General features: G+C 35.8%; 16 protein-coding genes, 2 tRNA genes and 2 pseudogenes. 10 read left to right on the forward strand and 10 right to left on the reverse strand.

The features are described 5' to 3' along the window. Positions 1-112 precede the first annotated feature (112 nt). The 3 genes from ACFIMS_RS08045 (at position 113) to pgi (ending at position 6,237) form a co-directional block, all read left to right on the forward strand. Entirely contained in the window at positions 113-1,252 is a 1,140-nt protein-coding gene (locus ACFIMS_RS08045) for an efflux RND transporter periplasmic adaptor subunit (RefSeq protein ID WP_375628415.1), read from the forward strand. Next, the gene (locus tag ACFIMS_RS08050; protein ID WP_375696595.1) at positions 1,249-4,383 is read left to right on the forward strand and encodes an efflux RND transporter permease subunit; all 3,135 of its coding nucleotides are present in this window, start codon (positions 1,249-1,251) and stop codon (positions 4,381-4,383) included. Before ACFIMS_RS08045 ends, ACFIMS_RS08050 begins: the two co-directional genes overlap by 4 nt. A 189-nt stretch (positions 4,384-4,572) precedes the next feature. Continuing rightward, the gene (gene pgi / locus ACFIMS_RS08055; RefSeq protein ID WP_375668144.1) at positions 4,573-6,237 is read left to right on the forward strand and encodes a glucose-6-phosphate isomerase; all 1,665 of its coding nucleotides are present in this window, start codon (positions 4,573-4,575) and stop codon (positions 6,235-6,237) included. Between the two features lie 317 nt (positions 6,238-6,554). On the opposite strand, the gene ACFIMS_RS08060 is transcribed toward pgi, so the two are convergent. Next, positions 6,555-6,644 (reverse strand) — tRNA-Ser (locus ACFIMS_RS08060). A 285-nt stretch (positions 6,645-6,929) separates the two neighbouring features. Here ACFIMS_RS08060 and rplU point away from each other — a divergent pair. From rplU to ACFIMS_RS08080, 4 genes are all read left to right on the forward strand, one after another. Then, positions 6,930-7,409: a 50S ribosomal protein L21 gene (gene rplU, locus ACFIMS_RS08065; RefSeq protein ID WP_375696596.1), complete on the forward strand. Its 480-nt coding sequence runs from the start codon at positions 6,930-6,932 to the stop codon at positions 7,407-7,409. 12 nt (positions 7,410-7,421) lie between these two features. Then, positions 7,422-7,691 carry a 50S ribosomal protein L27 gene (rpmA, locus tag ACFIMS_RS08070; RefSeq protein ID WP_100130483.1) on the forward strand — a complete coding sequence of 90 codons (270 nt, stop codon included), beginning with the start codon at positions 7,422-7,424 and terminating at the stop codon, positions 7,689-7,691. A 1,410-nt stretch (positions 7,692-9,101) separates the two neighbouring features. Further along, a complete protein-coding gene (gene ptsP, locus ACFIMS_RS08075) occupies positions 9,102-11,633 on the forward strand; it encodes a phosphoenolpyruvate--protein phosphotransferase (RefSeq protein WP_375638169.1) in 2,532 nt (843 codons plus the stop codon). A 1,270-nt stretch (positions 11,634-12,903) separates the two neighbouring features. Further along, positions 12,904-12,993: transfer RNA gene (locus tag ACFIMS_RS08080), tRNA-Ser, on the forward strand. Between the two features lie 680 nt (positions 12,994-13,673). Here the strand turns inward: ACFIMS_RS08080 and ACFIMS_RS08085 are convergent. The 7 genes and pseudogenes from ACFIMS_RS08085 to ACFIMS_RS08115 all read right to left on the reverse strand — a co-directional run. Next, positions 13,674-14,245: pseudogene (locus ACFIMS_RS08085) on the reverse strand (integrase); the annotation flags it as partial. An 824-nt stretch (positions 14,246-15,069) separates the two neighbouring features. Then, positions 15,070-16,296, reverse strand: a complete 1,227-nt coding sequence (locus ACFIMS_RS08090) for an MFS transporter (protein ID WP_375638170.1) — start codon at positions 16,294-16,296, stop codon at positions 15,070-15,072. A 362-nt stretch (positions 16,297-16,658) separates the two neighbouring features. Beyond that, positions 16,659-16,829: a hypothetical protein gene (locus ACFIMS_RS08095; protein WP_375612867.1), complete on the reverse strand. Its 171-nt coding sequence runs from the start codon at positions 16,827-16,829 to the stop codon at positions 16,659-16,661. Positions 16,830-17,748: 919 nt separating this feature from the next. Next, positions 17,749-17,838: a YqcI/YcgG family protein gene (locus tag ACFIMS_RS08100; RefSeq protein WP_375612870.1), complete on the reverse strand. Its 90-nt coding sequence runs from the start codon at positions 17,836-17,838 to the stop codon at positions 17,749-17,751. 151 nt (positions 17,839-17,989) lie between these two features. Further along, a pseudogene (locus ACFIMS_RS08105) lies at positions 17,990-18,064 on the reverse strand (YqcI/YcgG family protein); the annotation flags it as partial. A gap of 164 nt (positions 18,065-18,228) precedes the next feature. Then, positions 18,229-19,434 (reverse strand): ATP-grasp domain-containing protein, encoded by a 1,206-nt coding sequence (locus ACFIMS_RS08110; protein WP_375696597.1) that lies wholly within the window; start codon positions 19,432-19,434, stop codon positions 18,229-18,231. Beyond that, positions 19,431-20,636 carry a hypothetical protein gene (locus ACFIMS_RS08115; protein ID WP_375696598.1) on the reverse strand — a complete coding sequence of 402 codons (1,206 nt, stop codon included), beginning with the start codon at positions 20,634-20,636 and terminating at the stop codon, positions 19,431-19,433. The genes ACFIMS_RS08110 and ACFIMS_RS08115 overlap by 4 nt, the downstream gene beginning before the upstream one ends. Before the next feature lie 1,208 nt (positions 20,637-21,844). Between ACFIMS_RS08115 and tmk the strand changes: the two genes are divergently transcribed. Together tmk and ACFIMS_RS08125 are read left to right on the forward strand one after the other, a co-directional pair. Then, the gene (gene tmk, locus ACFIMS_RS08120) at positions 21,845-22,303 is read left to right on the forward strand and encodes a dTMP kinase (protein ID WP_375696602.1); all 459 of its coding nucleotides are present in this window, start codon (positions 21,845-21,847) and stop codon (positions 22,301-22,303) included. A gap of 600 nt (positions 22,304-22,903) precedes the next feature. Further along, a complete protein-coding gene (locus tag ACFIMS_RS08125) occupies positions 22,904-24,115 on the forward strand; it encodes an MFS transporter (RefSeq protein ID WP_375638174.1) in 1,212 nt (403 codons plus the stop codon). 318 nt (positions 24,116-24,433) lie between these two features. Here ACFIMS_RS08125 and ACFIMS_RS08130 read toward each other — a convergent pair whose 3' ends face one another. Together ACFIMS_RS08130 and ACFIMS_RS08135 are read right to left on the reverse strand one after the other, a co-directional pair. Next, positions 24,434-24,703, reverse strand: a complete 270-nt coding sequence (locus ACFIMS_RS08130) for a hypothetical protein (protein ID WP_012754562.1) — start codon at positions 24,701-24,703, stop codon at positions 24,434-24,436. A gap of 2 nt (positions 24,704-24,705) precedes the next feature. Continuing rightward, entirely contained in the window at positions 24,706-25,152 is a 447-nt protein-coding gene (locus ACFIMS_RS08135; protein WP_375638175.1) for a hypothetical protein, read from the reverse strand. A gap of 494 nt (positions 25,153-25,646) precedes the next feature. Between ACFIMS_RS08135 and ACFIMS_RS08140 the strand changes: the two genes are divergently transcribed. Next, complete coding sequence (locus ACFIMS_RS08140; protein WP_375696603.1) at positions 25,647-26,153, forward strand: helix-turn-helix domain-containing protein; 507 nt, start codon at positions 25,647-25,649, stop codon at positions 26,151-26,153. The last annotated feature ends 627 nt before the right edge of the window (positions 26,154-26,780 follow it).

The following is a 26,780-nucleotide window of genomic DNA, read 5'->3' on the forward strand; positions in this document are numbered from 1 at the left end:
TTTTTTGCGGTGGGGGTAAGATATATACACCCGCTGTTGGGTTTTTGTGTAAAACGCCGATATTACTGTTGAAAACTATTTCAGATGAACATGACACAGCAAGGGCGGATGTATGGCGTTATTAAAAAAGAGCTTTCCATTAGTGTTTTTAATCGTTGTTTTAACGGTTACTTATTGGGCTGGAAAAAAGAGTGCAGACCAACCCATTTCTATGGTGGATAAAACAAGAGTATCGGATAAAGCTTCAAATGAAAAAATGGGAAGGCCACCGGTAAATGTTGTCGTTGATCTTGTAAAAGTTCAAGATCTTTATGAACAACTTAACGTTCTTGGGAGTGGAAAAGCTCTTGCAGAAGTCGAGCTTACCCCTTTATCCTCAGGTGTTATTGATAAGCTTTTTGTATCAGCGGGTACAAAAGTACAAGCTGATGATGTGATTGCAAAGCTTGATTCTAAAAAAGAAGAAATAGCGGCTGCAAAAGCAAAAGTGCAACGTGATAACAATGCGTTGACGCTTTCGCGTATTCTTAAATTACGCGCCAGCAATACGGCAACGGAAGTTCAAGAAATTATGGCACGCTTAGAGTTGGATAACGCAAATTTAGTTTTGCGTAATGCTGAATTAGATCTCGATCGGCGAACAATTCGAGCACCGATTCCTGGAGTTGTTGGTATTTTGCCCGTTGATGCGGGGAATAACGTGACCCTTAATACTGTAATAGGCCGTATTGAGAATAGAGAACGTATTTTGGTCGATATATGGGCCCCTGAACGATATGTGTCGCGCATCCATAAAGGAGATGAGGTAACGGCAACGTTAATCGCGCAGCCAGATAGATCTTTTGTTGGTCATATTTATGCGATTGATAATATCGTTGATCCAGAAAGTCGCACACTTCATGTTCAGGTTGAAATCAATAATGAAAAAGATACGCTCATGTCTGGTATGTCCTTTTCTGTTTCCTTGCAGTTTCATGGTGGTTCTTTTCCTGTCGTTAATCCTCTTGCAGTTCAATGGAATAGTAAAGGGTCATTCGTTTGGCGTGTGAGAGAAGGAAAAGTAGAGGCTATACCCGTATCAATTATTCAGCATAAAGCCGATCATGTTTTCGTGAAAGCTCCCCTAGAAAATGGTGATCAAGTTGTCATTCAAGGGGTGCAAATGCTTTATCCAGGAAGTAAGGTAACTATTGATGATCCAAAGTCTCATCAACAGCAATTATCAGTAGGTTATGGAACGGATATACAATGAGCCAAGAATTGAGCACAAAACAGCCTATGTCAAAGGTGGAGCAAGGTGGTCTCATTACCTTATTTATTCGCAGACCGGTTTTTACTTTTGTTTTAAATGCTATGATCATCATTGCAGGATTTGCAGCATGGTTAAATGTTGATGTAAGAGAATTACCCGATGTTGATACTCCTGTAACAACGATTGTGACGATGTTTTCTGGTGCATCGGCAGAAACAATTGATCGTGAAGTTACAAAAGTTATAGAAGATGCTGTTTCTCGTGTTTCAGGTGTTAAGACGATTTCTTCAACGTCTTCTTTTGGACGCTCCCGTGTGAAGATTAACTTTAATGTCGGTGTTGATTTGAATGTTGCAGCATCTGATATTCGTGATGCTCTCTCTCGTGTTACCTATTCTTTACCGAAAGATGCGGATTCGCCTTTGATTATTAAAGCAGATTCGAATGCTGCTGCCATGATGTATTTGGTTGTGACGTCACCAACAATGAGTGTTGATGATTTAACCACGATTGTAAACGATCAGATTGTTGATGCTATTTCTGCTGTTGATGGTGTTGGTGATGTACAGGTCGATAGTGCTCGCACAAAGATTTTTCAGATTGATATAGATCAAGCAAAACTTGCAAGTTATGGATTAACTGTAGCAGATATTTCACGTGTTCTTGCTGATATGACAACAGATGTGCCAGTAGGGTCATTACGCAATTCTAAGCAAACTTTAGTTGTACGTGCTACTGCACGTTTAACAACACCAGAATCTTTTGAACAAGTTGTTTTAAAGCCTCATGTGCATCTTGGTGATGTTGCGCATGTTACTTTATCGCCGGATATAGAAACAGTTATTCTTCGTATCAATGGAAAGACAGGTATTGGATTAGGTATCGTGCGTAAAGCACAATCCAACACTCTTAATATTTCTGAAGGTGTGAGAGCCGTTGTTGATAATCTCAAAAGTATTGTTCCTTCTTCTGTAAATATAGACGTTATTAATGACGATGCAATTTTTATTAAAAGCGCTCTTCATGAGGTTGAAGTTGCGTTGGTCATTGCTATTTTGAGCGTTATCTTGGTCATTTTTCTTTTTCTCAGAGACATTCGTGTAACGCTGATACCTGCTTTATCTCTTCCTGTCGCTTTGATTGGTACCATTGCGGCTATTTATCTTGTAGGGTTTTCATTGAATATTCTCACATTTTTAGGACTTGTTTTAGCAACAGGGCTTGTTGTGGATGATGCCATTGTTGTTCTTGAGAATATTGTTCGGTGGCGCAATATGGGATTAGGTTCCAGAGCAGCAGCGGTGATAGGAACACGTGAAGTGTTTTTTGCTGTTTTAGCAACAACATTGACATTAGTGGCTGTGTTTGTTCCTATTTCCTTTCTTCCTGGGCAAGTTGGAGGTCTTTTTAGAGAATTTGGTTTTGTTTTGGCAATTTCTATTTTGCTTTCTTCAGTTGTTGCCTTAACGCTTTGTCCAATGTTGGCTTCGCGTTTTCTCAAAGAACATATTGAGGAAAAAGAGGAAAAGTCCCATCATTTTGCTTTTTTATATAAATTAGGTACTTTTTTTCATAAGGCATATACTTACAGTTTGCATAAGTGTTTAGAAAAGCCTTGGGCTGTTGTTTTTGCTTCACTTATTTTTGCGGGTCTTTGTGTTGGAGGCTATACGAAGCTACAACAGGAATTAACGCCAGCAGAAGACAGAGCTGTGATCTTTTTGGTTATTAATGGACCACAAGGTATTTCAACACAATATTTGAACGAGCAAATAGAGCAAATTGAAGCAAGTCTACAGCCATTACGTGATGCAGGGGAGATTGCTAACAGTTACTCTATTGCGGGTGCTGGCGGTTCACCCAATACTGCTTTTTTGATTTTATTGCTTTCATCTTGGGATAAACGTTTACGGAGTCAGCAAGAAATCGTGAAAGATATTAATGCAAAGGTTAAACAGTTTCCCGCAGTTTTTGTGTTTGCTGCGCAGGGAAATTCTCTAGGTGTGAGCGGAACTGGGCAAGGGTTGCAATTTGCAATTCTTGGCAATGATTATGCAATATTACAACCCATTGCTGATAAGCTGGTAAGTGCTTTACAAGATGATCCGCGTTTTATTCGCCCACGCCTTACTGTTGATGCAACACAACCGCAATTTTTTATTGAAATCAATCGAAAAAAAGCCTCCGATTTAGGGATTGATATCACCAATTTGGGCGATACATTACAAACAATGTTGGATGGTAAAAAGATTGGTTCCATTAACGTGGATGATCATTCTTACGATGTTAAATTGATATCGCGTACAAATTCTATGAAGAGTCCTAGCGATTTAGAAAATATTTTTTTAAAAACCAAAGACAATCGATATGTTCCTTTATCGGTTATTGCGCGTTTACATGAAAAAGCTATTGCTCCTCAATTAAAACGGGAAAAACGCATGAGTGCTGTTATTTTAAGCGCAAATCTTGCTCCAGATATCGCTTTAGGGGAAGCTTACCAAACTGTACAGAAAATTGCTTCTCCTTTGTTATCAAAAGGAACCTACTTGGTTCCCTTAGGGGAAGCCGAAACGCTTAATGAAACATCTTCCAATTTTATGATTGTTTTTGGCATTGCCTTTTTGATTATTTTATTGATTTTGGCTGCTCAGTTTGAAAGCTTTATTTCAGGATTCATTATTATGGCCACTGTCCCATTAGGGATTGGTTGTGCTGTAATTGCTATGCTATTAAGTGGTGTAAGTCTTAATATTTACAGCCAAATTGGATTAATTTTGTTAATTGGTGTTATGGCAAAAAATGGTATTCTCATTGTTGAATTTGCAGATCAATTACGCGATCAGGGAAGAAGCGTGCGTGAAGCCGTAGAAGAAGCAGCAAACATTCGCCTTCGTCCAGTTTGTATGACAATGATTTGTGCCATTTTAGGAGGTATTCCTTTGGTTTTGGCCAAAGGTGCTGGCGCAGAAGCTCGTATAGCCTTAGGTTGGGTTATCGTTGGTGGCTTAGGTTTAGCAACTATTTTTACGCTTTATGTCACACCGGTTGTTTATCTTTTTTTAGGGCGTTTTATAAGACCAAAAGCAGAAGAAGATTTACGTTTAACAAAAGAACTCAATCAAGTTAAATGATGTATATGATAGAAAAGATTTGAAAGTTTATTCTTGTAAAAATATCATTTTCGGATCTTATCCTTTTATTTTGTATATTCCTTCATTTTTATGTGAGCAGTGAAAATAGCGAGCAATAAAGGAGGTGTTTTCTGCTTTGTTATTGTTTGGGCATAGATTTCATTATCAATAACCGTATAGGATAAGCTTATGGGAGATAGCTTTTCGATTCGAAATGAAATGGCTTTTGAAGCCACATTAAAAGCTTTAAGAAACCATGCCGCAAAGGATGGGGTCTATGATATTCGTCGGCATTTTGTAGAAGATGAACAGCGTTTTTCCCATTTTTCCCTCAGACTTGATGATCTTCTTTTCGATTTTTCAAAATGTGGTGTGACATTTAAAACATTGCAACTTCTAGATGATTTAGCGGTCGCAGCAGATGTGTTAGGCCGGCGTGATGCAATGTTTTCTGGTAAGGCGATTAATACAACTGAAAAACGCTCAGTTCTTCATATTGCATTACGTTTACCTGCTGATGAAATTTTCATGTTGGATGGTCATAATCTTATTCGCGATATTCAAGACGTCCTTGAAGGTATGGAAAGATTTTCTGAAAAGGTGCGTGATGGAAGCTATAAGGGAAGCAGTGGCGAGAGAATAAGTGATATTGTCAATATTGGTATTGGTGGTTCTGATCTTGGTCCTGCAATGGTCACATATGCTTTAAAACCTTATCATGATGGTCCACAGTGTCATTTTGTTTCGAATGCTGACAGTGCCCATATTTCTGATACTCTCTCTATTTTGAATCCAGCAACAACGCTGTTTGTCATTGCTTCTAAAACTTTTACAACGGCTGAAACAATGGTCAATGCTCAAGTTGCACGTCAGTGGATTTGTTCACATTTAGGAGAAGAAGCCGTTTGTACGCATTTTGTTGCTGTTTCAAGTGCGCTTGATAAAGTGGCAGAATTTGGCATAGATTCCACAAGAGTTTTTAAATTTTGGAATTGGGTTGGAGGACGTTATTCAATTTGGTCAGCCATTGGACTTGTTGTTATGTTTGCAATAGGTGGTGGAAATTTTCGCCAATTTCTCAATGGTGCTTTGCAAATGGATCAACATTTTAAAACTATGCCTTTGCATAAAAATATTCCTATTCGTTTTGCTCTTTTAGGATTCTGGCATCGTGTTATTTGTGGTTATTCATCACGTTCGATCATTCCTTATGCACAGCGTTTAATACATTTTCCAGCTTATTTACAACAGCTTGATATGGAATCAAATGGTAAACAAGTCTCGCTGGATGGAAAACCATTAAGTTTTTCAAGTGGTCCAATTGTTTGGGGGGATTCAGGAACAAATAGTCAACATGCTTTTTTTCAGCTTCTGCATCAAGGAACAGATATTATTCCTGTAGAATTTATTTTATTTATAAAAGGGCATGAGAAAAAATTACATTCTATGTATGAGATGTTGCTAGCAAACGGTTTAGCACAATCAAAAGCCTTGATGAAGGGGCGTAGTCTTGAAGATGCTCGGCATATCTTGATAAAAAATGGAGTTGATGAGGGTGAAGCAGACCATTTAGCACGTCATAGAAGTTTTAAAGGAAACCGTCCCAGCATTACGCTGGTTCAAGATTCATTAACACCTTTTGCACTCGGTCGTCTTATTGCGCTTTATGAACATCGCACTTTTGTTGAAGGGATTTTAATGAATATTAATTCATTTGATCAATGGGGTGTTGAACTTGGTAAAGAATTAGCAAACGAGTTACTACCAATTCTTCGTGGAGAAAGTAAAGCGGATAATCGTGATAGTTCAACATTAGGGTTGCTAGCACATATTCAAGCAAGACGTGCAAAATAATATAATTTTACAGTAGGTTTTGTACTAACTAAGCAAAAGTAGAAGGAGGAGAAATATGAGATAATTCTTTAATTTTACTATGCCTTCTCTTATTATCTGGATTAGATTTATGTAACAGAAAATCAAAAAAGTGCAAAAATTGTAAAAATGAGAATTTATTCGCAAAAACGATAAAGACCTTTGAGAGGTCTTTGAAGACCCTTTGAGCCCCCCCTTAAAATCCTTCGAAAAAAATAAATTGGTACAAAACCTGCTGACAAGCTACAACCGGAAAGCTACGATTAAAGACAGTTTTAATAATATCGCTTTATAAACTGTGGCGGAGAGAGAGGGATTTGAACCCCCGATAGAGTTGCCCCTATGCCGCATTTCGAGTGCGGTGCTTTCAACCACTCAGCCATCTCTCCATAATAAAGTGAAACAAAAATCGGCACTATTTGAGTGTATAAGGGGTAGATAACCTTCAATTGTTTTTGGTACAACCTTTTTTTCTTTTTTATGGGACTTTATTGACAGAGAATAGAAATTCCTTCATATATACAAAATATAAGCGTGGGGAAATCTGCGCATATTTGTGTTGAAGAAGGTTTTATCCTTCTTTGGGATCTATTACGACTGATAAAAAGCAGCCTATTTTCCCTTATTTCAAGGCAGAAATTAAATAAGAGCTGGAGTGAACGGAAGGATAAAAAATGTTCGCAGTCATTAAAACTGGTGGTAAGCAATACCGCATTGTTGCTAATCAAGTGGTAAAAGTTGAAAAAGTTAGTGGAAATGCGGGTGATGTTGTTGAATTCAATGACATATTAATGGTTGGGCAAGAAGGTAATGCGGTTATTGGTACCCCTGTCGTTGCTGATGCATTGGTGACAGCTGAGATTTTAGAACAGGCACGTGGGCGCAAGGTTATCGCATTTAAGAAGCGCCGTCGTCAAAATTCTAAACGCATGCGTGGCCATCGTCAAGAATTTACGAGGCTTCGTGTTTTAGAAATTTTAATGGGTGGTTCAAAACCTAAAAAAGTTGCTGCGAAACCGATAAAAGAAGAAGAAACTACACCACAAGAAACAAAAGCTGCTGCTTCTGTTGAGAAGACGGCTAAAAAAACGGTTGAAAAAAAGACTGCGCCGCAGAAGAAAGCGTCTGTAGCATCAAAGAGTAAGAAAGATTAAAGGAGAGCGTCTATGGCACATAAAAAAGCTGGTGGTTCCTCGCGTAATGGTCGTGATTCAGAATCGAAACGTCTAGGCGTTAAAAAATTTGGTGGTGAAACCGTTATTGCCGGAAATATTATTATTCGCCAGCGTGGTACACGTTGGCATCCTGGTAACAATGTTGGTATTGGAAAAGATCATACGCTTTTTGCATTATCAAATGGAAAGGTTTCTTTTCAACGCAAAGCGGGTAATCGTTCCTATGTTTCAGTCATTCCTATGCTGGAGGCAGCAGAGTAATCTGTAACACTCTCTAGCAATCAACAGGATTTCATTGAATTATAGTTGTGGTTTTATAAGTATTAAAAGGGAAAGATAGAGTCTTATCTTTCCCTTTTTGCGTTGGTACTATAATAAATGTAGAAGATATACGAAAAAGGTACAATTGAGGAAATGGCTTTTCTCAATGAGGGAAAGAGTTTGTGCGATGTTATGTTAGTATTTAGTCCTGAACATATTGATATTATGATAGAATTTGTTGATAAATTTCTGTATAATAATAGTGAGAGAGACTTTCTTTTTATGCATGAAGAAGTGTCTAGTGATTTCTTATAAGAGAAGCAGTTTGTTTTCAGAAAATTATGAGAAATTTAATGAGAGCATTCTTTATGTAATCATTTTGATAAAGATGGGTCTTTTTATCGGCATTGTGGTATTGATGAGTTGTCATACTGTTTTTAGGTGGTAGTGTGGATAGGTGTGGCTATTCATTTAAAAAGACATAGGGATAAAAAATCCATAAGAAGGCAGCCAAAACGACTTTGAAAGTGACGTGCATTAAGGAATTTTCGGTAAATCAAGAGTGAAATTATATTTTTAAGGAGGACGGTGTTTAAAGATATAAAAATAACCAACGTGCAATCAGCGCCCTTCAAGAATATTTTTTCTGATTTCACTATTATTGTGTATTGTTGAAAGTAAATAAGCATAAGAGCTAGGGTTAAGGCAATCATTGCGTTTCATTTTTTACTTTATTTATCTTATTTGTAGAGTTTTTCTTTATTTTAGTAATTGATGATGGTGCTTGGGGGGGGGGATGTTCGTACTTTGCAAATGTGCGACAGAGGGTATTGTGTATTTGCGATATTGATTGAAGTAAAGGTGTAGCTTAAAATATATAAATATTATATATCGAGGGTTTGATATCATAAGATGGGCAGCACGGAATTTTAAAGATGATAAGTTGCATGGAGCAATTTGTAATTATGTAATGAATTTATAAAGAGGGATAATAGGTTAAATAAACTTTGAGGAATCAATCAAAATATTAGCTGAAGTTACGGATGATTGGGAAGGATGCTTTCTTGTAGGAAAAATAATGAAAAGTTATGTTGAATAACTTAGGATAATGAGAGCGTTTCGAAAACATAGTTTTTCAGGTGATTGGTTCTGTAGAAAATGGGGTTTTGTCTTTGTAAAGTAAAAGAGTAAGAGGTAGATTTGCTTATAATGGTTTTAAGCACTTCGCTAGATAATAATATCCAATTGTTTTATCGGTTATATTGAGGTATTTAAGCACCTCACTTAGCTATATTCCGTAAAATATAAATAAAGCTGTGGTGGTATTTATAGCTTGTATTTTGGGAAATGCAGCTTTGAAAAGGAATGTGTCAGAGATATTGGTGTTCAAATGTGAGGCAATTTGAATTCATGATGAGATATGAGAAAGCAGAAGCAATGAATGTAGATTTTGCTGATGGTGAAATCTTGTCTATAAGATCTGTACAACTTGCAGCTGCTTTTGATCATAAAAATGATGCAATTTATGCTGCTGCTGAATTGCTTGTGCAGGTTGGTGCAGTTGATAAGTGTTATCTGGCAAGCATGCTTGCACGTGAAGAAACAACCAATACTTGGCTTGGAAATGGTATAGCCATTCCTCATGGTATGGCTGAAAATCGTGATTTAATTATCAAGGATGCTGTTGCTGTTATACAGGTTCCTGCTGGTGTTGAGTGGCAGGATGGCAAGAAAGCATATTTGGTTATTGCCATTGCAGCGTGTCCAGATCGCTATAGAGAAATTTGTAAAAAATTGACGTCTCTTTTATTTGATAAAAAACAGCTTGAAGTACTTGCAACAACTATGGACAAACAACAAATTGTTACAACTTTGTTTGACCAAAATATGAAGATAGAAAAAACTTTTATTGGTGACCTTTCTGTGTGTCAGGAATGGACTTTAGATTATCCAAGTGGTCTTCATGCACGACCAGCTTCTCTTTGGGTTGATTTTGCGAAAAAGGCTCAAAGTTCCATCAGAGTTCGCCATGGTCAATATACCGTTGAAATGAAAAATTTGGTTGGTTTATTGCAATTAGGAGCAAAAAACGGTGATGTTCTGATTTTTTCTACAGATGCTGCAGAAGGAGCACAACTTCTCAATGATGCCATTGCTATTGCAAAAAAAGTGAGTATTAGTGAAAAATGTCTGATGAGAGCAATGGAATCTCAAACAAAGGCTTTTCATGGTTGGTATCCACGCTCTATGCAAAAAGGCATTTCTGGTGTTGGAGCGAGTTCAGGATTAGCATTTGGTAAGATTTTTGTTTTAAGGCAAAATGATATTTCCATAATAGATCAGCCAATTGATTTTGCAGCTGGTGCAGCATGTCTTGAAAATGCTCTTACAAAAACAAAACATAAAATGGCATCTGTGATTTCTGATATTACAGTGCGTATGGGAGCAGATTCTGCTGCGATTTTTTCTGCGCAAATGGTTTTGCTTGAAGATGAAAATTTAATAGCTCAAGCTTGTCGTTTTATAGCGGAAGGTCATGGTGTCGCTTGGTCTTGGGATAGAGCGGTTCGTCAATTTTCAGATATGTTTTTTAAGGTAGATAATCCTTTGTTAGCAGCACGTGCTGTTAATTTAGTTGATGTTGGTCGACGTGTTTTAGGTGAAATCAATCCATCCTATAGATCGTTCTTTTTAAATGATATTCCACATGGTGTAATTCTGGTTACAAATGACCTTTCTCCTTCTGATGTAGCACAACTTGATTGTACAAGGGTAAAAGGATTAGCAACAGCATGGGGAGGTCCATTATCTCATACAGCTATTTTGGCGCGTACTCTTGGTATTCCAATGGTTGTTGCTGCAGGTGATGATATTTTAGCAATTCAGTCTGATATTCAGGCTATTATTGATGGCGATAACGGGTTTATTTACCTTAATCCTACGCTTGAAGACGTTGAAGATGCTCAAAGGCATATTGATACTGTTGCGCAAAAACGTGTCAGTGAAATAAATGCATGTAGATTACCAGCGCAAACGACAGATGGTCAAAGAATTCGTATCATGGCTAATGTCAACTACGCAAATCAGGTTCCTGTTGCGCTTGATTTAGGGGCTGAAGGTGTTGGACTCATGCGCACGGAATTTTTGTTTTTAGAGAATCCATATATTCCGGATGAAGAGCTACAATTTAATATATATCGGGCGATGATTACAGCTGTAGGAGATAAGCCATTAATTATTCGTGCACTTGATATTGGTGGAGATAAACAGGTTACGCATTTACATTTATCTAAAGAGGACAATCCTTTTTTAGGTGTTCGAGGAACGCGGCTTTTGTTACGTCGACGTGATCTTTTGGTGCCTCAATTACGTGCTTTATATCGAGCGGCAAAAGAGGGTGGAGATCTATGGATTGTGTTTCCGATGGTCATGTCTGTTTCAGAGATTGTCGCTATAAAAAAGATTGCAGAGGAAATCCGCAACGATGTTGATGCACCAAAATTAAAACTTGGTATTATGATCGAAGTTCCAGCAGCGGCCATTATGGCAGATGTATTAAGCGCCCATGTTGATTTTTTTTCAATTGGAACCAATGACCTAACACAGTATACAATGGCTGTTGATCGGCAAAGTCCGTACCTTGTGTCTGAAGCTGATAGCCTTGATCCAGCAGTTTTGCGTATGATTTATCAGACTATTCAAGGAGCTGCACAACATAAGTGTTGGGTTAGTGTATGTGGTGGTATGGCTGGAGATCCTTTTGGTGCAATGATTTTGACTGGATTGGGAATTCATGAGCTTTCTATGATATCTTGCGATATTTCTCCAGTAAAGGCGTGTTTACAGACTCATAGTTTTGAAGATATGAAAATTTTAGCACAAAAAGCATTACAATGTGAAACTGCACGAGCTGTACGTGCTCTAAGCAAGGATATAAGGTGATAAAGAACATTAAGGGAAAAGAACGAGCTCATTTTGCAGAGTAATCAGATCTTTAGTGCTGTAAAACATTATCCTTTAAGACGATTATTAACAACATATTAATTTATAATGGTAATTTATCGTTTTACATAATGAGAACTCTAAATATCGTAAGGTTTTTTCGTTTTAAATTTCTCTATATTAAATTAATAAAATTATTCTTTTATACATTACAAGGAGGAGTAATGTATGGATAAAAACACTTTAGGAAAGAATAAATGCCTTTTATGCATTCTCTTAAATAGCAGGGGATGTTGCAACATTAGGGGATAAATAGCGTGATCGTACTTGGCTTTTCCTTTTTATTTAAGAAAAGATGATGCTATCCAATAGATTTTATACCACTCATAGACACCGTATGAGGTAGATGTGACAAGCTTTAAGAGATGTTTTTTAACAAACGTGTGGATGAGAAAGAAAATATATTTTTAGAGTATTCTGTTTTGTTATGAGACCATATCCCACTTAAAGAATGCGATAATCAAAAGTATGAAGTAATACGTAATTTTTTTTAATAATGGAGACTACTTTAGATATTTTGAAAACTGTAACGCTGAATTTAAAAATATATGGTAAAAATGAAAACAGGTTTGCATTTTTATGATTTTGTATTTGATCAAAATGAGACTATTTTTTCATTTTAGAAAATAAAATATATTCATACATATTAAATTAAAAATGCAAAGTTTTTTCTGAATTTTATTTTCTTTAGTATCAACTAAATATAGAAGTGTGAAATTGAATAGAGGATTTAGAATAGGGCTTATTATGTAATCCTATGAAAGAGAAAACTGATACCATCACACTATTTTACAGCTCTCAATGTTGCAAAAATTCGTGCTATTTAAGAAAATGCATAAGAGCCGCTTATCCTCTCTTAAAATGTTCTTCCCCCACATACCATCCCTTCCTATGACGTATAAGTAAGTGATTTTAATTATTTGGTTGTGTAAAACTATGGACTGTATGCCAATTTTAAGAGAAGTATTTTTTTGTGAAGCAGAAAGTGCGTAAATGAGCATGAAAGTTTATAACTGGTGACAATCTTTTTATTCTCATTATTGTATTCTACAAACCTATCCACGAAAAAAGTTTTTTCTTAAAAAGAAGGGATGTGCTTGTTATTCAACAGATAAAAGCTCTTACTTTAATAAATGAATTTGTTTTTTGGGTTTTGAATGTATAGTTTAGACTTGCACGTTATTTCTTTCTGGGTATAGTGCGAACTTCTGGAGAGGTGGCCGAGTGGTTGAAGGCGCACGCCTGGAACGCGTGTATATGGGAAACCATATCGAGGGTTCGAATCCCTCTCTCTCCGCCATTGATGATAAACAAACCTTTATATAGATTTTATCACATAACCTTTAAATCCTAGAATGTACGAAATTTTTTGATATTTTTTGTTGATCGGATCTCTATAAAAACTCTTTAATTTTTCTTTTATTGCTTCTTTTCTGAAAAGATTTGTACTTGGAAACAGGAAGTGCGGAATCTTTAGACAAGAAACATCAATCGCTTGTGAACAGGGCAGTTCGTGTCTATCTAATAGTATAGCATTGTTAACGAGCGGGCTCTACAACTGCGTGAAGGGTAAAGAAGGGTTTATAATATTTTTTGAGACAAGGAAATTGGATCTTCCGAGAGATTGAAAGTTTGTTTGGACTTGTTAGTCAAATTTTGTTTTTTATTGTATTTCTCCCATGGGGACATTGATCTTGTCCAGTGCTTGTAAGGCTACCTACAGAGTTGTTTTTTCAGATTTTCATCTTTAAGTGTTCCGGTTTTCGCTGTTTTTGGCATTTCTACAGGACACAAACAGCATTTTTTCTGCTGTAAATTCAATTTTAAATTGTTTGTATTTTATAGCGGCTGATGTAGGGCAGTGATATTTATCATTTGGTTTTACGAATTGCGAGAACACCGTTTTTAACCAGTTGGTAACCATTGTCTGATACTGTTTTTGAGTGCGATCTCCAAAAATGAGCACAAGGAGCTTTGACTGATGGCTCTCCAATCCATTTCTGGAAAGTTTTGTGTTTTATGGCGTTGTTTCCCTAACAAAGTCTGCGCTTTTGTTATTGCTTGTAAATAAACATCTACATCTAATGCCGCAGCATGTTTTAGACAAGGATTAAGGCGGATGAGTGCTTTCTCTGCTGTTTCAGATTTTGTATGCCAAATAGGAGCAAATGTGTTATATATCTCTTTGGGTAATTTCTAAAACGAGCAGATAGCCTAATTTAGAGAGAATATGAAGTTTTAAGGATAGAAAACACTTCCCATCTCCTTTTAATTCTGCTTTACGACTTTTAAAGATCTCAAGTAATATATTTTAAATAATGAAGATTATGCATTGATTCATGCTTTTTTTTATTGCGTTCTTGAATGAGGGAACACCCCTCACGTAAAACAGAACGCCATTGGTTTGCCAATTCACGGTTTTTTAAAAGAAACATCTCTCAAAGAGCACCCAGGCCCATTTTACGGCGATGTCCGTGAATGGTATAACGATAAAGCTATTGAGCAGTGCCATCTTTAAGTTTATGAAAGAGCAAGCCGGCACCATCACACATTTTGCCAGCTCGTGGATGTTGCGACAGCCCTTAGTACTTAAGACGATTCATGAGAGGTATTTTTAGTCTTTTCTTAATAGTTTTTTACCTACATGCTAGTCTTGCTTGTGGTGTGTAAACAAGTGATTTTAATTGATTCAACATACATAGATTTGAAATGAGGAAATCTTACGATATTCGGGTCTTTAATTCAATATGAATAACGATATATTATCATTATAAATCAATGTCTTGTCCAATAGTTGATGGGTCGTATGTTTACTTTTTTTTCTTGTTTATTCACGAAGCTGCATTTCTGCAATCAATTTTCATCAGGTGAGAATCTACTTTATGATCAAAGTTGGCCACATTGGAAGGAGGAATCTTGACCATGTGGTTACGTTCAGTATGCTCAAACTTAACAGGAAAACTCTATCAATCGACCATAATGGAGAAATGCACCGTCACTCAACCGATGAAGCCAAGAGATCATTCAAGCATAGCTTTTGTTTGTCATTATGTGTCCCTAAAAATTTGTGTTGGATTTCCATAAGTTTTATAATTTTTATCTCCTTTCCCTCTTTAGATTATCTGATGCAGCATAAAATATTTTTTCGAATATTATTGAATGATTTTTACCATTATCACCAACTTAAAGCTTTAGAATCAATGGTGATCATAGAGCTATTTGCAATTTCGTTTATTAACGGGCTAAATTCGTTTTATCTACACCAGAGGTAACAAAAACTTCAGTTTTTCTTGTGCAATGTGCTCATTTAAAATTAATATCATGAATATTTATCTATTACTATAATCAGAATAAAGGTTGGCGTAATAATTGAATATCATTCATGCAACGCTTTTTTATGGCTAAGGCCTTTTAGGTAAATGGATAGCCCCTGTAAAATAAATAAAGGTGCGCAAAAGCCTATAAATACACACAGGACGTATAATATAGAAAATGAAAAAAATTTTCCTGCATATAAAAGTACAATAGAGAATAAAGCTGTTATGATGCGTACACTGGCATCGCCTGCCAAAATCACCTCGGCTAAATTTTCACTAGGTGTGATAGCTTGTCCAATTGTTATTCCCGATATCCTAAAATAAAATTGCCCAATACCTAATAAAAATCCCATAATATAAAGGGAATATTGAGTAAAATTTAAATATAAAACAAAAGAGATTGCGATCACGGCAAAAGCCGGTGCCCCCCATACAAAAAAACGAATTAAAGATGGAAATTTCCGTAAATAATAAGATGAGATAAGACCATTGATCACAAAACCCAGTGCTGACAAAGCAAAAATAGAATTTTGAATAGCTGTAAATTTTATATTATCTGATGTTATAGAAGCAAGAACAAGTGGCAATAAAACAATAGGCCCCGTATAGAGAGAATTATTCAAAATACGATTAATCGTTAAAAACCGCAACGCAGAAATCCGCCAAAGGCATCTAAAACCAATTCCATAAGCCTTTTGAGATGGCGTTTTTAATAGCTCTTTTACTCTGTTTAGGTGTTGTATAGACTTTATACGAAACCATAAGCTGGCATTCAAAAGATAGATAAATACAATAAAGGCTATGGCTATTTTGTGCCCCAAATGCGCAATTATAAAATATATAAGCAACGGGGATATAATAACAAAAAACTGACAGCAACTAGTATAAAATGCAAAAATTCCAGCTTTTTGTTTGGGAGCTGGAACCAGCAGATTCAAGGCACTATTGTTATTTGGATTATCAGCCCCCATCAGTAGAGCGAGTAAGAAAAACACAAATAAAATAAGCATTGAGTTGTTTATGAATAATAAGAAAGACAATAAACAAGCGCAAATAATTTGGCTATAAAACCCAATTATAAAGCCTTGATAGTGCACCAACACATTTCCCAAACATAAGCCAGCAATTCCAATTGCGATTAAATTAACGACATTTAAAGCAGCAGATGCTTCTCCAGTTGTATCTTGGAATTGTAATAAAGAAAGGCCGATAGATAATACACCACTCGTACAGAAACTTGTCAAACTTCCAATCAAAATCATAAGAAAGACGGAATTACGCAACATTTTTTATGATCCCAGACAGAGCACTAAACCATTTTGTGATTTCCTCTGTTGTCAAATGTAGCTCGGTACTTAATCCGAATTTTTCATAAAAGTTTAGTTCAAATGCGTTATAGGCACTTATTTTTTGAAAGTCATCTGTCAGCATGAATTCTATACTTGGTAACGTTGTACCTATAGATTGAGATAAATAATAGGAAATTACTTTCCAATACATATAGGTACGCTCTCGTGCCAAATAATTTTCCAAGGCATATTTCAAGTGACAACCACTTAAAATATATTTCGGACAATGGTGCAACGGATAATAAATACAAATAGCACCGGCTTCATGTCCGAGACAAGAAGAGATATTAATATTTTTATCATTTCATAATATTATAAAAACGCTCAGTGAGCAGATCTTCCAAATTTAGTCTAGTCACAACAAGATTGGTTGCTAATTTTTGAGCAACATGAGACCAAGCCAATCTTACTACTAAAGTTCCAATAACCTTTAAGTCAGATTCTGGATAAGCTTTTTTTAAATTTTCCACCCATATGTCTCTGTGACATATAATAATTGGCTCATCTCGTCTGAATGAACAAGATGTAATTCTAAACCAATATTATCACAAAGTTTTGAGCTCTTGAATTCTCCATATCCTAATCTGGTATTCTTAAATCATCATAGGAACTAAGAATTTTTAAGTATTCCAACTTTTATTAAACTTTGTAACAATCTATTGGAATCTCCCCTTCACTGACTTCGACAATTATTTTCTCACCACTACAAGAACAAAAAATTATCTTTGAATTTGCTTACTTTTAGAAAAAAAATGAGCAACACTCTTTCTTAACTAAAAGAAACACGCTCTCTACCTTTTTCTTTATGATTATCAAAAACCTATCCCGTTATAATTTAACCATCCATTATTAGGAGAATATTCTGCGTTTAGCCTAATAAACTGTTATAATCAATGTTTCTCTCTGTTCTAAAAATCAGCGTTTTTTCTCCTAGAGATACTCATAATTTCTGTACAATCTTTCCCAAAAAGGCCCCCCTAAACATTGCTATTAACACGATCATCCTGAGAAGTTTTATACATACACACTGCATTATACGGAGTGCTATGTATTTTTTGGAAAATCCCTTTGAATCTCTATCGAGCCTTGTTTTGGCAGTATCATTTTAATATATCATAAATATTTTTATTTAATTTAATTTTAGAAAACTTAGTCATTATCGTGTTTCATTAGATGATATGAGCAAGGTAGGGATTCAATAGTGTTGCCTTGCAGAAAATATTGCGTCCATTCTCTATTTTGGAGTTTGCTATATTTTCTTAAAAAAGGAGATTTTGTGATAATATCAAAAGGTTCAGGCCTTTTTCCTACAACGAGAATACATTTTGTTCTGTAGAGAGAAGACTTAGAAAAAACACTTAAGCTGGAAAGTTAACATAAATATAGAACTTACTTAATTCTGTTTATATGAGACGGGATATTGCAAACTATAAACATAGGTTCGCCATGAAAGCAGAACTCCCATAGACGATTGTACATATTTTTTGTATATACTTAGGTCATTCTCGGTTGTCAAAATCTCGCAAATTTTTAAGTGTAGACCAGAATTTTTCTCTATAAACTTCGATACTTTGTATGGGGTCGGCTTCTCGAATGCAACAAAAGATGTGTTCTTTCCAAAACTTTTATAATTATCGCAATAAGTTATCATGTCTTCCATTATATTTTTTGAGGTCAGCTTGTTGTAGAACCCAAATCTAAGCATATTTTTTGAGTATCCATTTACACCGAATAGGCAGAAAAGGCCTAATTGTGTTATTCATGGTTGCATTGAATTCTTTAAAAATGACTTGCTTCCATTTTTAATATTTGTCTATATTTTCAATTGATTGCGCTTCTGAATCCATGTTTTTCTCCCCTTGCTGTATTTTATAGGAAATTGCTACGAATGATCCTCTCCAAAGCTGATAATTCATCATCATTGTGTCCCCAAATTGCTATAATAGCTGGGCAGGTATTTAAATCGATGGTTAGGGGGAGGGGCTCGTTTTCTTTAAAAAAAAGCGTAAAATGAACCACATTTTCCCAAGAATGAAGCTTTTGCCGCCATACGTTAACATCTTTTATAATATGACCGTCGATCTCGTTGATAAGGAAGATAATACGCCCTTTTTTCTTAAAGCGACTTGGGGTTTGCGAAAACACGCCTGCAATAAGGTTAACGGAGCTTTCAAGTAAACCATCTTCATAGCAATGCGCGAACAAGGTGGGTGCAATTCCTCCGTGGAGGCGGGCTCCTACTTCGATCATCACTGGACCACGAGCTGTTTGCATGATTTCCATATGCGCAGGTCCATATTCAATCTCCAGCGCGCGAATGCATTGTTTTGCATAAGAGATAAGAGGGGCATAAGAGGGATCTTGAGAATCAAGTACATCAAGCGTTTCATAAACAAAAGTACTTCCATTATGAATACCTTTTTTATATCGTGACAAACTACATATTTTTATAGCCTCTCCCTTTACAACGGCATCGACGATGTATTCCTCTCCCTCCAATCTTTCTTGAAGCAAATAGGCCTCGTTAGGTGCGCCAAAAATATTTTTTTTCTTCCAGTCGATTTCAGAGGCCCACGTTACTACTTCCTCAAGATTAGAGAAAAACAAAACACCATCACTCCCTGCAGAATCATTTGGCTTTACCACATAGCCGCTGTGGCTTTCAAAACCATCGAGAGTACAATCGTTTTTTGTAAGAATCTTTGATCGGATGTAAGATAAACCATTTTCACAAAGACGTTTTTGCATCGCTGCTTTTTTCCGTCGCCAATCGGTAGTCAAGGGGTTATTCCCAAGACAACCATAATAAGCCGCCAATTGCTCTGCACAATAGATACCTCTTTCGGCACCCGCTATTACAGCCTCTATCGTGCCGATAGGAAAGCGTTTCTTTATCTCATCTACACTATGAAGCTTCGCTTCTGCTATGCCCTTTCCCTGATAAGAAAGCATAAAGTGTGAAAAAGGAGCTTGTTGAGAGACAACACCATAACAAGCATAGCCTAATTTTTGCAAAGCAGGGCCATAGAGGGCACCCGTGGAGAAAGGGTCGACAATAAGAATAGGTTTTCTCATACTTTGTTCCGCTGTGATAAAAGGAAAAGAACATAAATAAAGATTATTAGCCCTATAAGGGGCAGAAGATAAACAGCTGCTTGAGGACCCATAAGGGCAGAGCTTGTAAGAAGACCAAGAATGACATAACCTGCCGACTGGGAGAGAGTATAAAGCATGCCGCTATAGCTTCCCACCAGCTCTGCTTGAGCCTCTGTTTTGGTCGCTTCAATCGTATGTTTGCGGGCATTAATTCGCATGGTATTCATTGAAAAGCCAATAAAAAAGCAAAAGACCACAGCCAAATAGGGCGATTGTGTGGTGCTAAAAATAAGATCAGCTACGCTCAACATAAGGGCTGGGAGAATAAATTCAAAACGAGGGATTTTGATAAAAGCAGCCAAAAAAGCGCCCATGCCCGCAACCGCACTGCAAAGCCCATAGTATTCAGAGCCAAAATTTTTCACACTCTGAAAAAGAATGGTTGCCAGCGTATTATAAGCGCAAATATGAAAGCCAATAAGTCCTATGCAGACGCATAAAAGTTTAAGCTCACGGGAGAGTCCATCCGCTTGCGGTGTAGGTGCTGGCTTCTTACCAGTTGCAAGTGCTGTGGTATCTGTAGCGTTGTATTCATCGCAAAATATAATATATCCGGCTATAAGGCTTATAATGATGTCAAACACACAAAGTGTCACAATCAAACCATTATAACCGATTTCAGCCGCTGCCCCTCGAGGGCTGGTCGCTTCTAAGAGATAACCACTTAGTGCTGCTCCCAAAAATGCGCCAATTTGCACCACTGTTTGCATAATGCGGGAAGCCTTTTGGGCGCTAATATAACCACTAAGTGCTAGTTTAGTATTATAAGTCTCGAGTGTGCTTAAGGTAATCAAAGAGAGATAGCCGATAGAGATAGAGACAGCGATAAAACCAAAGGGGGAATCAGCGTAATGGAAAAGAGCAATCAATAAAAGAAGGCTATAGATAATGATCCGCCTTTTGTATAAATCGACCAACCGCAATGAGGCTTTAATGCGCACAAGACCGCTTTTTTTCAAAAGATAGGGCATAAGGGTGCCCAAAGCCATGGTTACGCCCAGGAAAACCGATGAGGATGTTATGCGATAAGCATTCCAAAGATTACTTAAAAATAAAACCATATCAGAAAGATACAGCAGGACAACAAGCCCATAAAACCGAAACATCAGTTGTTTGTGCACATTATCCCCCCCATGTTAAATAGACATGCTATAAATTATACATTTTTACAAAAAGCTAATATATATGTTGTTAGGCATGTCAAGTTTTTTCGATAGAAGCATGGTACAGATTTGAACGATAACGTTTATCATAGCGATAGCTAATTTTGGAGAAACTGAGAGCGGAGGCGGTTGGTATTTTTACTGTATCTCTTGTGAGGTGCTTTTCCAATGAGGAGTTTCTTCGCTAAATGACCAGTATAGCTATGTTCTTGGGAGGGCTGTGTTTGCACTCTTAAGATTTCCTCCATTTATACTCAAGGTTTAGGTTTTTCTATTGACCGTTGTTAGATGTTGTTGTGACAATAAACTTCGTTATCTATCAGAAACATTTATGGCATTAGCGCTAAGGTATTGTATTAAAGCCTTTACATAGTAGTCTTTTTATAGGGAGAAGGTATTATTGGTTCAGTTTTAGGAGGCTTTATTACGGCTGATTTGGGCGTCGTCGTTGTTTGAGGTCTTATTATAATATTCTTAGTTTCAGTTTATGAATATACCGAAAAATATAGTGAAACATTTGATTCAAACGCTTTTGCTAGGCATATTTCAATATCTCAGCGATGTTTTCCAAGAATTGCTCTGCTGCTTTTTGACGGGATCGGATATCAAATGCTTATAGCGAGGGCAGTGGTTTGAGAAAAGATAGAGTTGATTTCATTATCTTCCTATGGAGCGCAATCTAGTAGCAGCTCTTAAGGGACAATAATATACTGAGATCGAACTCATTTCTATACACTTACACGACGCTATAGGAGTAATCCTCAGAAACTCTACTAGAATTCGTCAAAAAATGACAGGTTATGGAGTGTGAACAAAAAAATATATTTTTTACAAATACTTAATCTCATTTTAAGTTGTCTAAAATATAACATTATCTTAAAACTAAGTCTATATACCGCCATTTATCATAAAGTTAATAAGTTATACAAAATGCGGGAGTATTGTGTTTTTCTGTTTAGAGACGAGTTAAAAAACACCTTATTAAACATTAAGAGATTTCAGATATAAAACAATTTAACTTATGGAAAGTATATAGACAAAATGTATCTTGATAAAAAAGTTTATAACTCCATGCGGTCTTCAAAGAAATTGCTCGCCATTACTCAACAGAAAAACATATAATACAAACTTTTCAACCCAGTTATTGGTATAGAAATAATCCAGAAATTAGAGATTACTTAGATACTGGAAAAGCAATTGATCCGTTGCTTTTAGCACTTTTAGCAGCGACAGATAGACGCAAACATACGCTTGAAATTATTGAACCTTCCTTAACGTCATTGCAAAATTTATTAATTAGCGATCGATATGTTTATTCTAGTCTTGCTTATTTTTATGCTCGAGAGCTTTCTGTTGAAAGTGTCGTTAAATTAAATCAATCTATTCCAAGACCTCATATTACATTTTATCTTCATTTACCGCCCATTACTATACTGGAACGGTTGCAGAAAAGGGATGGTTTAAACTTAAAATACGAAGAAAAACTCTCTTTTATTGAAAAAGTTTACAAAGTATACAAAGTTTTATCAGAAATAGATGAGCGGTTTATAACAATTGATGGAACTGCTTCTGTTTCTTTAATTCATCATCAAATACGACATCATATAGATAAGGTTTGTTTTTGATTATGAATAAAATCATTTATTAATCAATTTATCCACGATAGATCCTCCTTTATGTATTCGTACTCTAAATCTGAAACTTTAGAGATGTGATTGCAATAATTTAACTGCTCAGGAAAAATATCACGTTATATATTTTAATTAGAAAACTAACTGTAATGGGCTTGTTTTAAAAGATTTAGAGAAGGGGAGTAGAAAAGTTAGCAGTATTTATTGTGAAGATAATAGTATGTTTATTCTTTTAGAGACGAAGTGTGGTGATAGAAGAACGACATGGAGGAATATACTCGAGCATATTTTAGTGCACAGAATAATAAGGACAATAATGTGAGTGAAGCTTCCATACCGTAAAATTGTTTCACATATGTATAAAGGTGTAGCTTCTGAATAAAACGCACATAAAATATTAATTTTGTTTTTGTCCATAAATGTTCCGTTTTCATAGAAGAATTAATCATAAAACAGCACAAAGATTGTAAAAGCCTCAAAAAAGAAATTTTGCTTTCTTAAATTTAATGATCTAAAATAAAAATTGTAAGAATGCCTGTTTTTAAACAGGATGTATCATGCATATCGACTGGTATTCATTTTAGAGGATAATTTATGTTCACTTCAAATTTGAAGGAACGCATTGCTTTATTTGAAAATAGAACTTTTCTCTATTTTACTTTGAGCGGCTTATTTGCTACATTTGGAAGTGGACTAAATTATATTACATTGTCATGGATCGCTTACAATCAGACGGGCTCAATCCGTGGTGTAGCGTTGATGATGCTTTTTCTTTGGACGCCTGGCATTATTTTTGCGCCTATTTTTGGCATATTGGCAGATAAATATAACCGTAAAACGCAGATTATTATTTCAAATCTTGTGAGAGGTTTGGTAATCGTGGGCTGGGTAATGCTTTGGCATTTTGGTATAGAAATTGAATTGATGGTCTTATCTGCTCTTTTGGGTATTTTTATTCCTTTTTATATGCCATCAGCTATTTCTTTAATTCAAAGTATTGTGCTGAAGGAACAGCTCATCAATGCAAATGCAACCATCGATATGGTTTATGAACTTGGCACTATCGTAGGTATGGGCTTAAGTGGATTTATACTGTCCTATGCAGGAACAAAAGGAACTCTTCTAATAGGTGGTATATTCTTTATCATTGCTGGTTTATTTAATTTTGCAATGAAGGTACCTAAAAACCGAAGATCTAAAAAACAAAACCAGCAAAATTGGTGGGAAAATTATACAGCATCCCTTCATTATTTTAAACAGAATCCGGCTCTTTTTGTACCTTATATAAGCCAGATGATTATTATGACTCTTTTGATGACCATTCCTGTTATTCTCGTTCCTTATATACAAGAGGTTTTACATGCGGATAACAGGACCTTTGCAATATTTGAGGTGCTTTATTCTATGGGTGTATTGACAGGTGCGTTTTTTTCACCACTTCTTTGTAAAGTTTTATCTATCAGGAAAACATTAGCCATTTTATTAGCTTTTATGGCTATTGGCCTCGCTATTTTATCTGTTAATACACACAATTTTGTTGTTTTTCCTGTTTACTTTATGATTGGATTTGGACTTTCGAGTTGGGCTCTTTCGATTTCTTTATCACAACTCTCTTGTGATCCTGAATACCAAGGAAGATTGCAGGCAAGTTTTAATGGTATCTCTGGATGCTTGATCCTCGGAGTCTATCTCATCATGGCAAGCGATAACAGTAACATATCACCTCAATCGATATATTTTTTTCAAAGCATTGTTGCGTTTGTTGGAATACTCATAGTGCTGTTTTATAAACATGAAAAACAATAAATTACGTTTAAGAGTGGTCAATATACGCTATTTTTAAACATTTACGCTGCAGCACATTTCATATTTTGCTTTTAAAGGAGAGTTGAGAAAATGTAAAAGTTGGTGCTTAATGAACAAAGCATAAATTGATGTATGCTAGAGAATACTCTCTATTTTTTGATAATGATCTAAAAGAATTGATGCGTTTCTTTAATTCATCTCACTGTTGTTAAGAAGACGAAAACGTAACACTTTAAATCTTCTTGAAAGTTTTTTGTTTAAGCGTAGCAGAAAGTAAAGCGATGAGGTAATATCGTATCATATGGGGAGAGTATTGTATTATTTTTGTTTTTCAAAATCCATATGAAAAATTGTATCAATTTCATCTTCATTGGAATGAGTATTTCTACGACGATGCAAGGTTTGCACAATCTCTTTTTTTAAAACAGCATCTGTTTCACTTAAACGGTGAATACTGAGTTCCAATTCAAGAGATAACGCCAAATCCACGCACAGTTTAAGCTCTTCTCCAATGTCGAAACCGCGTTGATAGTCGTCATAAAGACCAACCAGTGTATCAGATAATTCTTTATCGCATAAAGAGGTCATGCTTAATTCCTCAACGTTGCGGGTTTCCATGCAGCTTTTTTAAGTATCACTCCACTATCATCACTTAAAATTGCCATGTATACGAACCTCATGGTTTTGTCAATTTTCTGCAAAATACGCGCTTTTAAATCAAAGCCTATTAAAGATTTTATTACTCCAAGATTTTGAAGCGCCCAATTGTAAATATGGATGGCAATGTGTTTGCTATAGAATTTATAGCATTTAAAATACATTGCCAAAAGGCTTTTAATATGCGTAGAGGAAGAGTATTCTGACGATAAACCAAACACCCTGAAATCTCTATTGCCAGTTACAGCTAAATCAGTGCTATTAATATATAAAATAAGCAAACAGGGTTTGTAAACGTCTAACTTTTTAATAACGAGTGATAATCTCATTTTTTGTAGAATACCAATTATTTCGCCTATTTTATATTGATTTTTAGACATTGATAAACTTTTTACCTTATAAAAACCTATGGGAAATACATTAGCATATTTTTGTAATAAGATTTCAGTGGTATATTACACAGCATGAAATGAAGAGAATCGTATTAGGCTTTTTGCTTTTGAAAGAATATGACTGCAACTTTTGAGAAAGCAGTTGGCAAGAATTGGCTTGGCATGCAAACTGATAGAGTTGGCAGTGGCGCATTTAGTTTTTTCATTGGCCTGTGTCCAAATGTTTTTGACTCTGGAAAATAGCCTCTGATAGGCTTGAGTTTTTCCAAGGTTATATTACAGGGGCGCAGCTCAGAAAAATACCACGGCGATTGCATTTTTTGTAATTGTCATAATTTTCGCTCCTGCTTAAATGGATGCTGTAACATCCGTTTTTGTGGGGTTATGTATGTGATAACTGCTCTTCTTAAGGGGCAGTAATGATAGATATAAATCAATATAATTATTTAGTCAACAATTATATTGATTTTGGAGTGTTTTTTTTGGCTCGTCCGGAAGCAAAACCTAAAACTGAGTTGGCAAAACGTTTTCGTAAAGTGCGTCACGCTCTTGGTTTTACAGAGCGTAAGCAGTTTGCTGAACATCTTGGTATCACTGCTGGCTCTATAGGAACTTATGAAACTGGTATAAGTGAGCCTACAGCCTCTGCGCTCTCCAAATATCAAGAAATTTGTGGTGTTTCATTAGATTGGCTAGTAACGGGAAATGGTGATATGTTTTCAGATATGGCAAAGGCGAAAGCAGCTGGTTTTAAACCGCAGGCGATTCCTACTGGGCTGATGAAAAAGCTGGGACATTTAGTTTATACGACCTATCATGATGCAAAAATAACACTTTCTCCTGAAGATGTTGCGGAATTAGCAGCAGAGCTTTATGGAAGATTGCAAGAGCTTATTCAAAACCTCAATGATATAGAAGAAGTCGAAGCCACTTTGCCACTTTTAAAATTACATTTAAAGCGTAAAATCGAAACTGAAAAGCACATCTAGAAATTTCATAAGATACGAATGAACAGCCTTTAAAAAAAATAAAACTTTTTTGATTTTCTGCTGTATAACCAAGTTTGGAATGTGAAGATCTCACGATCTTCGAGTCTCTTATTCGATCTGAAAAACGAGAAACTATCATTATAAATCAATAGACTGTTCTGATTAAAAATAAAACGGTTCATAAAAAGAACGACGGGTAGCAATACAAACAAAATTTCTTCAAAAAGAAGCTAATATAGTGCCATTCCTGAAATATTTGTTGGTTGAAGAAAAGATACGGACAACAGTGAAAATACAGTGGGTTCTGTGAGAGGAAAGAGTTTAGAAAACAGCTTCTTTTCGGTTTGTGATATTAAAAAATTTATACAATAGTGAAAATACAATGACGATGTTTTGTTCCTATAGAAGGGTAACAGATATATAAGAGAGAAGAACGAAAGACTATTTATAGGCGCGCTTTTGTCTTTTTATGAAGATGATAAGATGAGCACGTTAAAACTTTTTACAGAGCGTGCATCATTATATTTAAGACAGATTTCTTTCAAAGAGATGTATAATATATTGAAACAGTTTACCTCGCAACAAAAAGTGAGATTATCATGATAATCGTCATTATTACATTATGCT

The sequence above is a fragment of the Bartonella sp. AP331QHHD genome (assembly GCF_042195905.1).
GTDB lineage: Bacteria > Pseudomonadota > Alphaproteobacteria > Rhizobiales > Rhizobiaceae > Bartonella.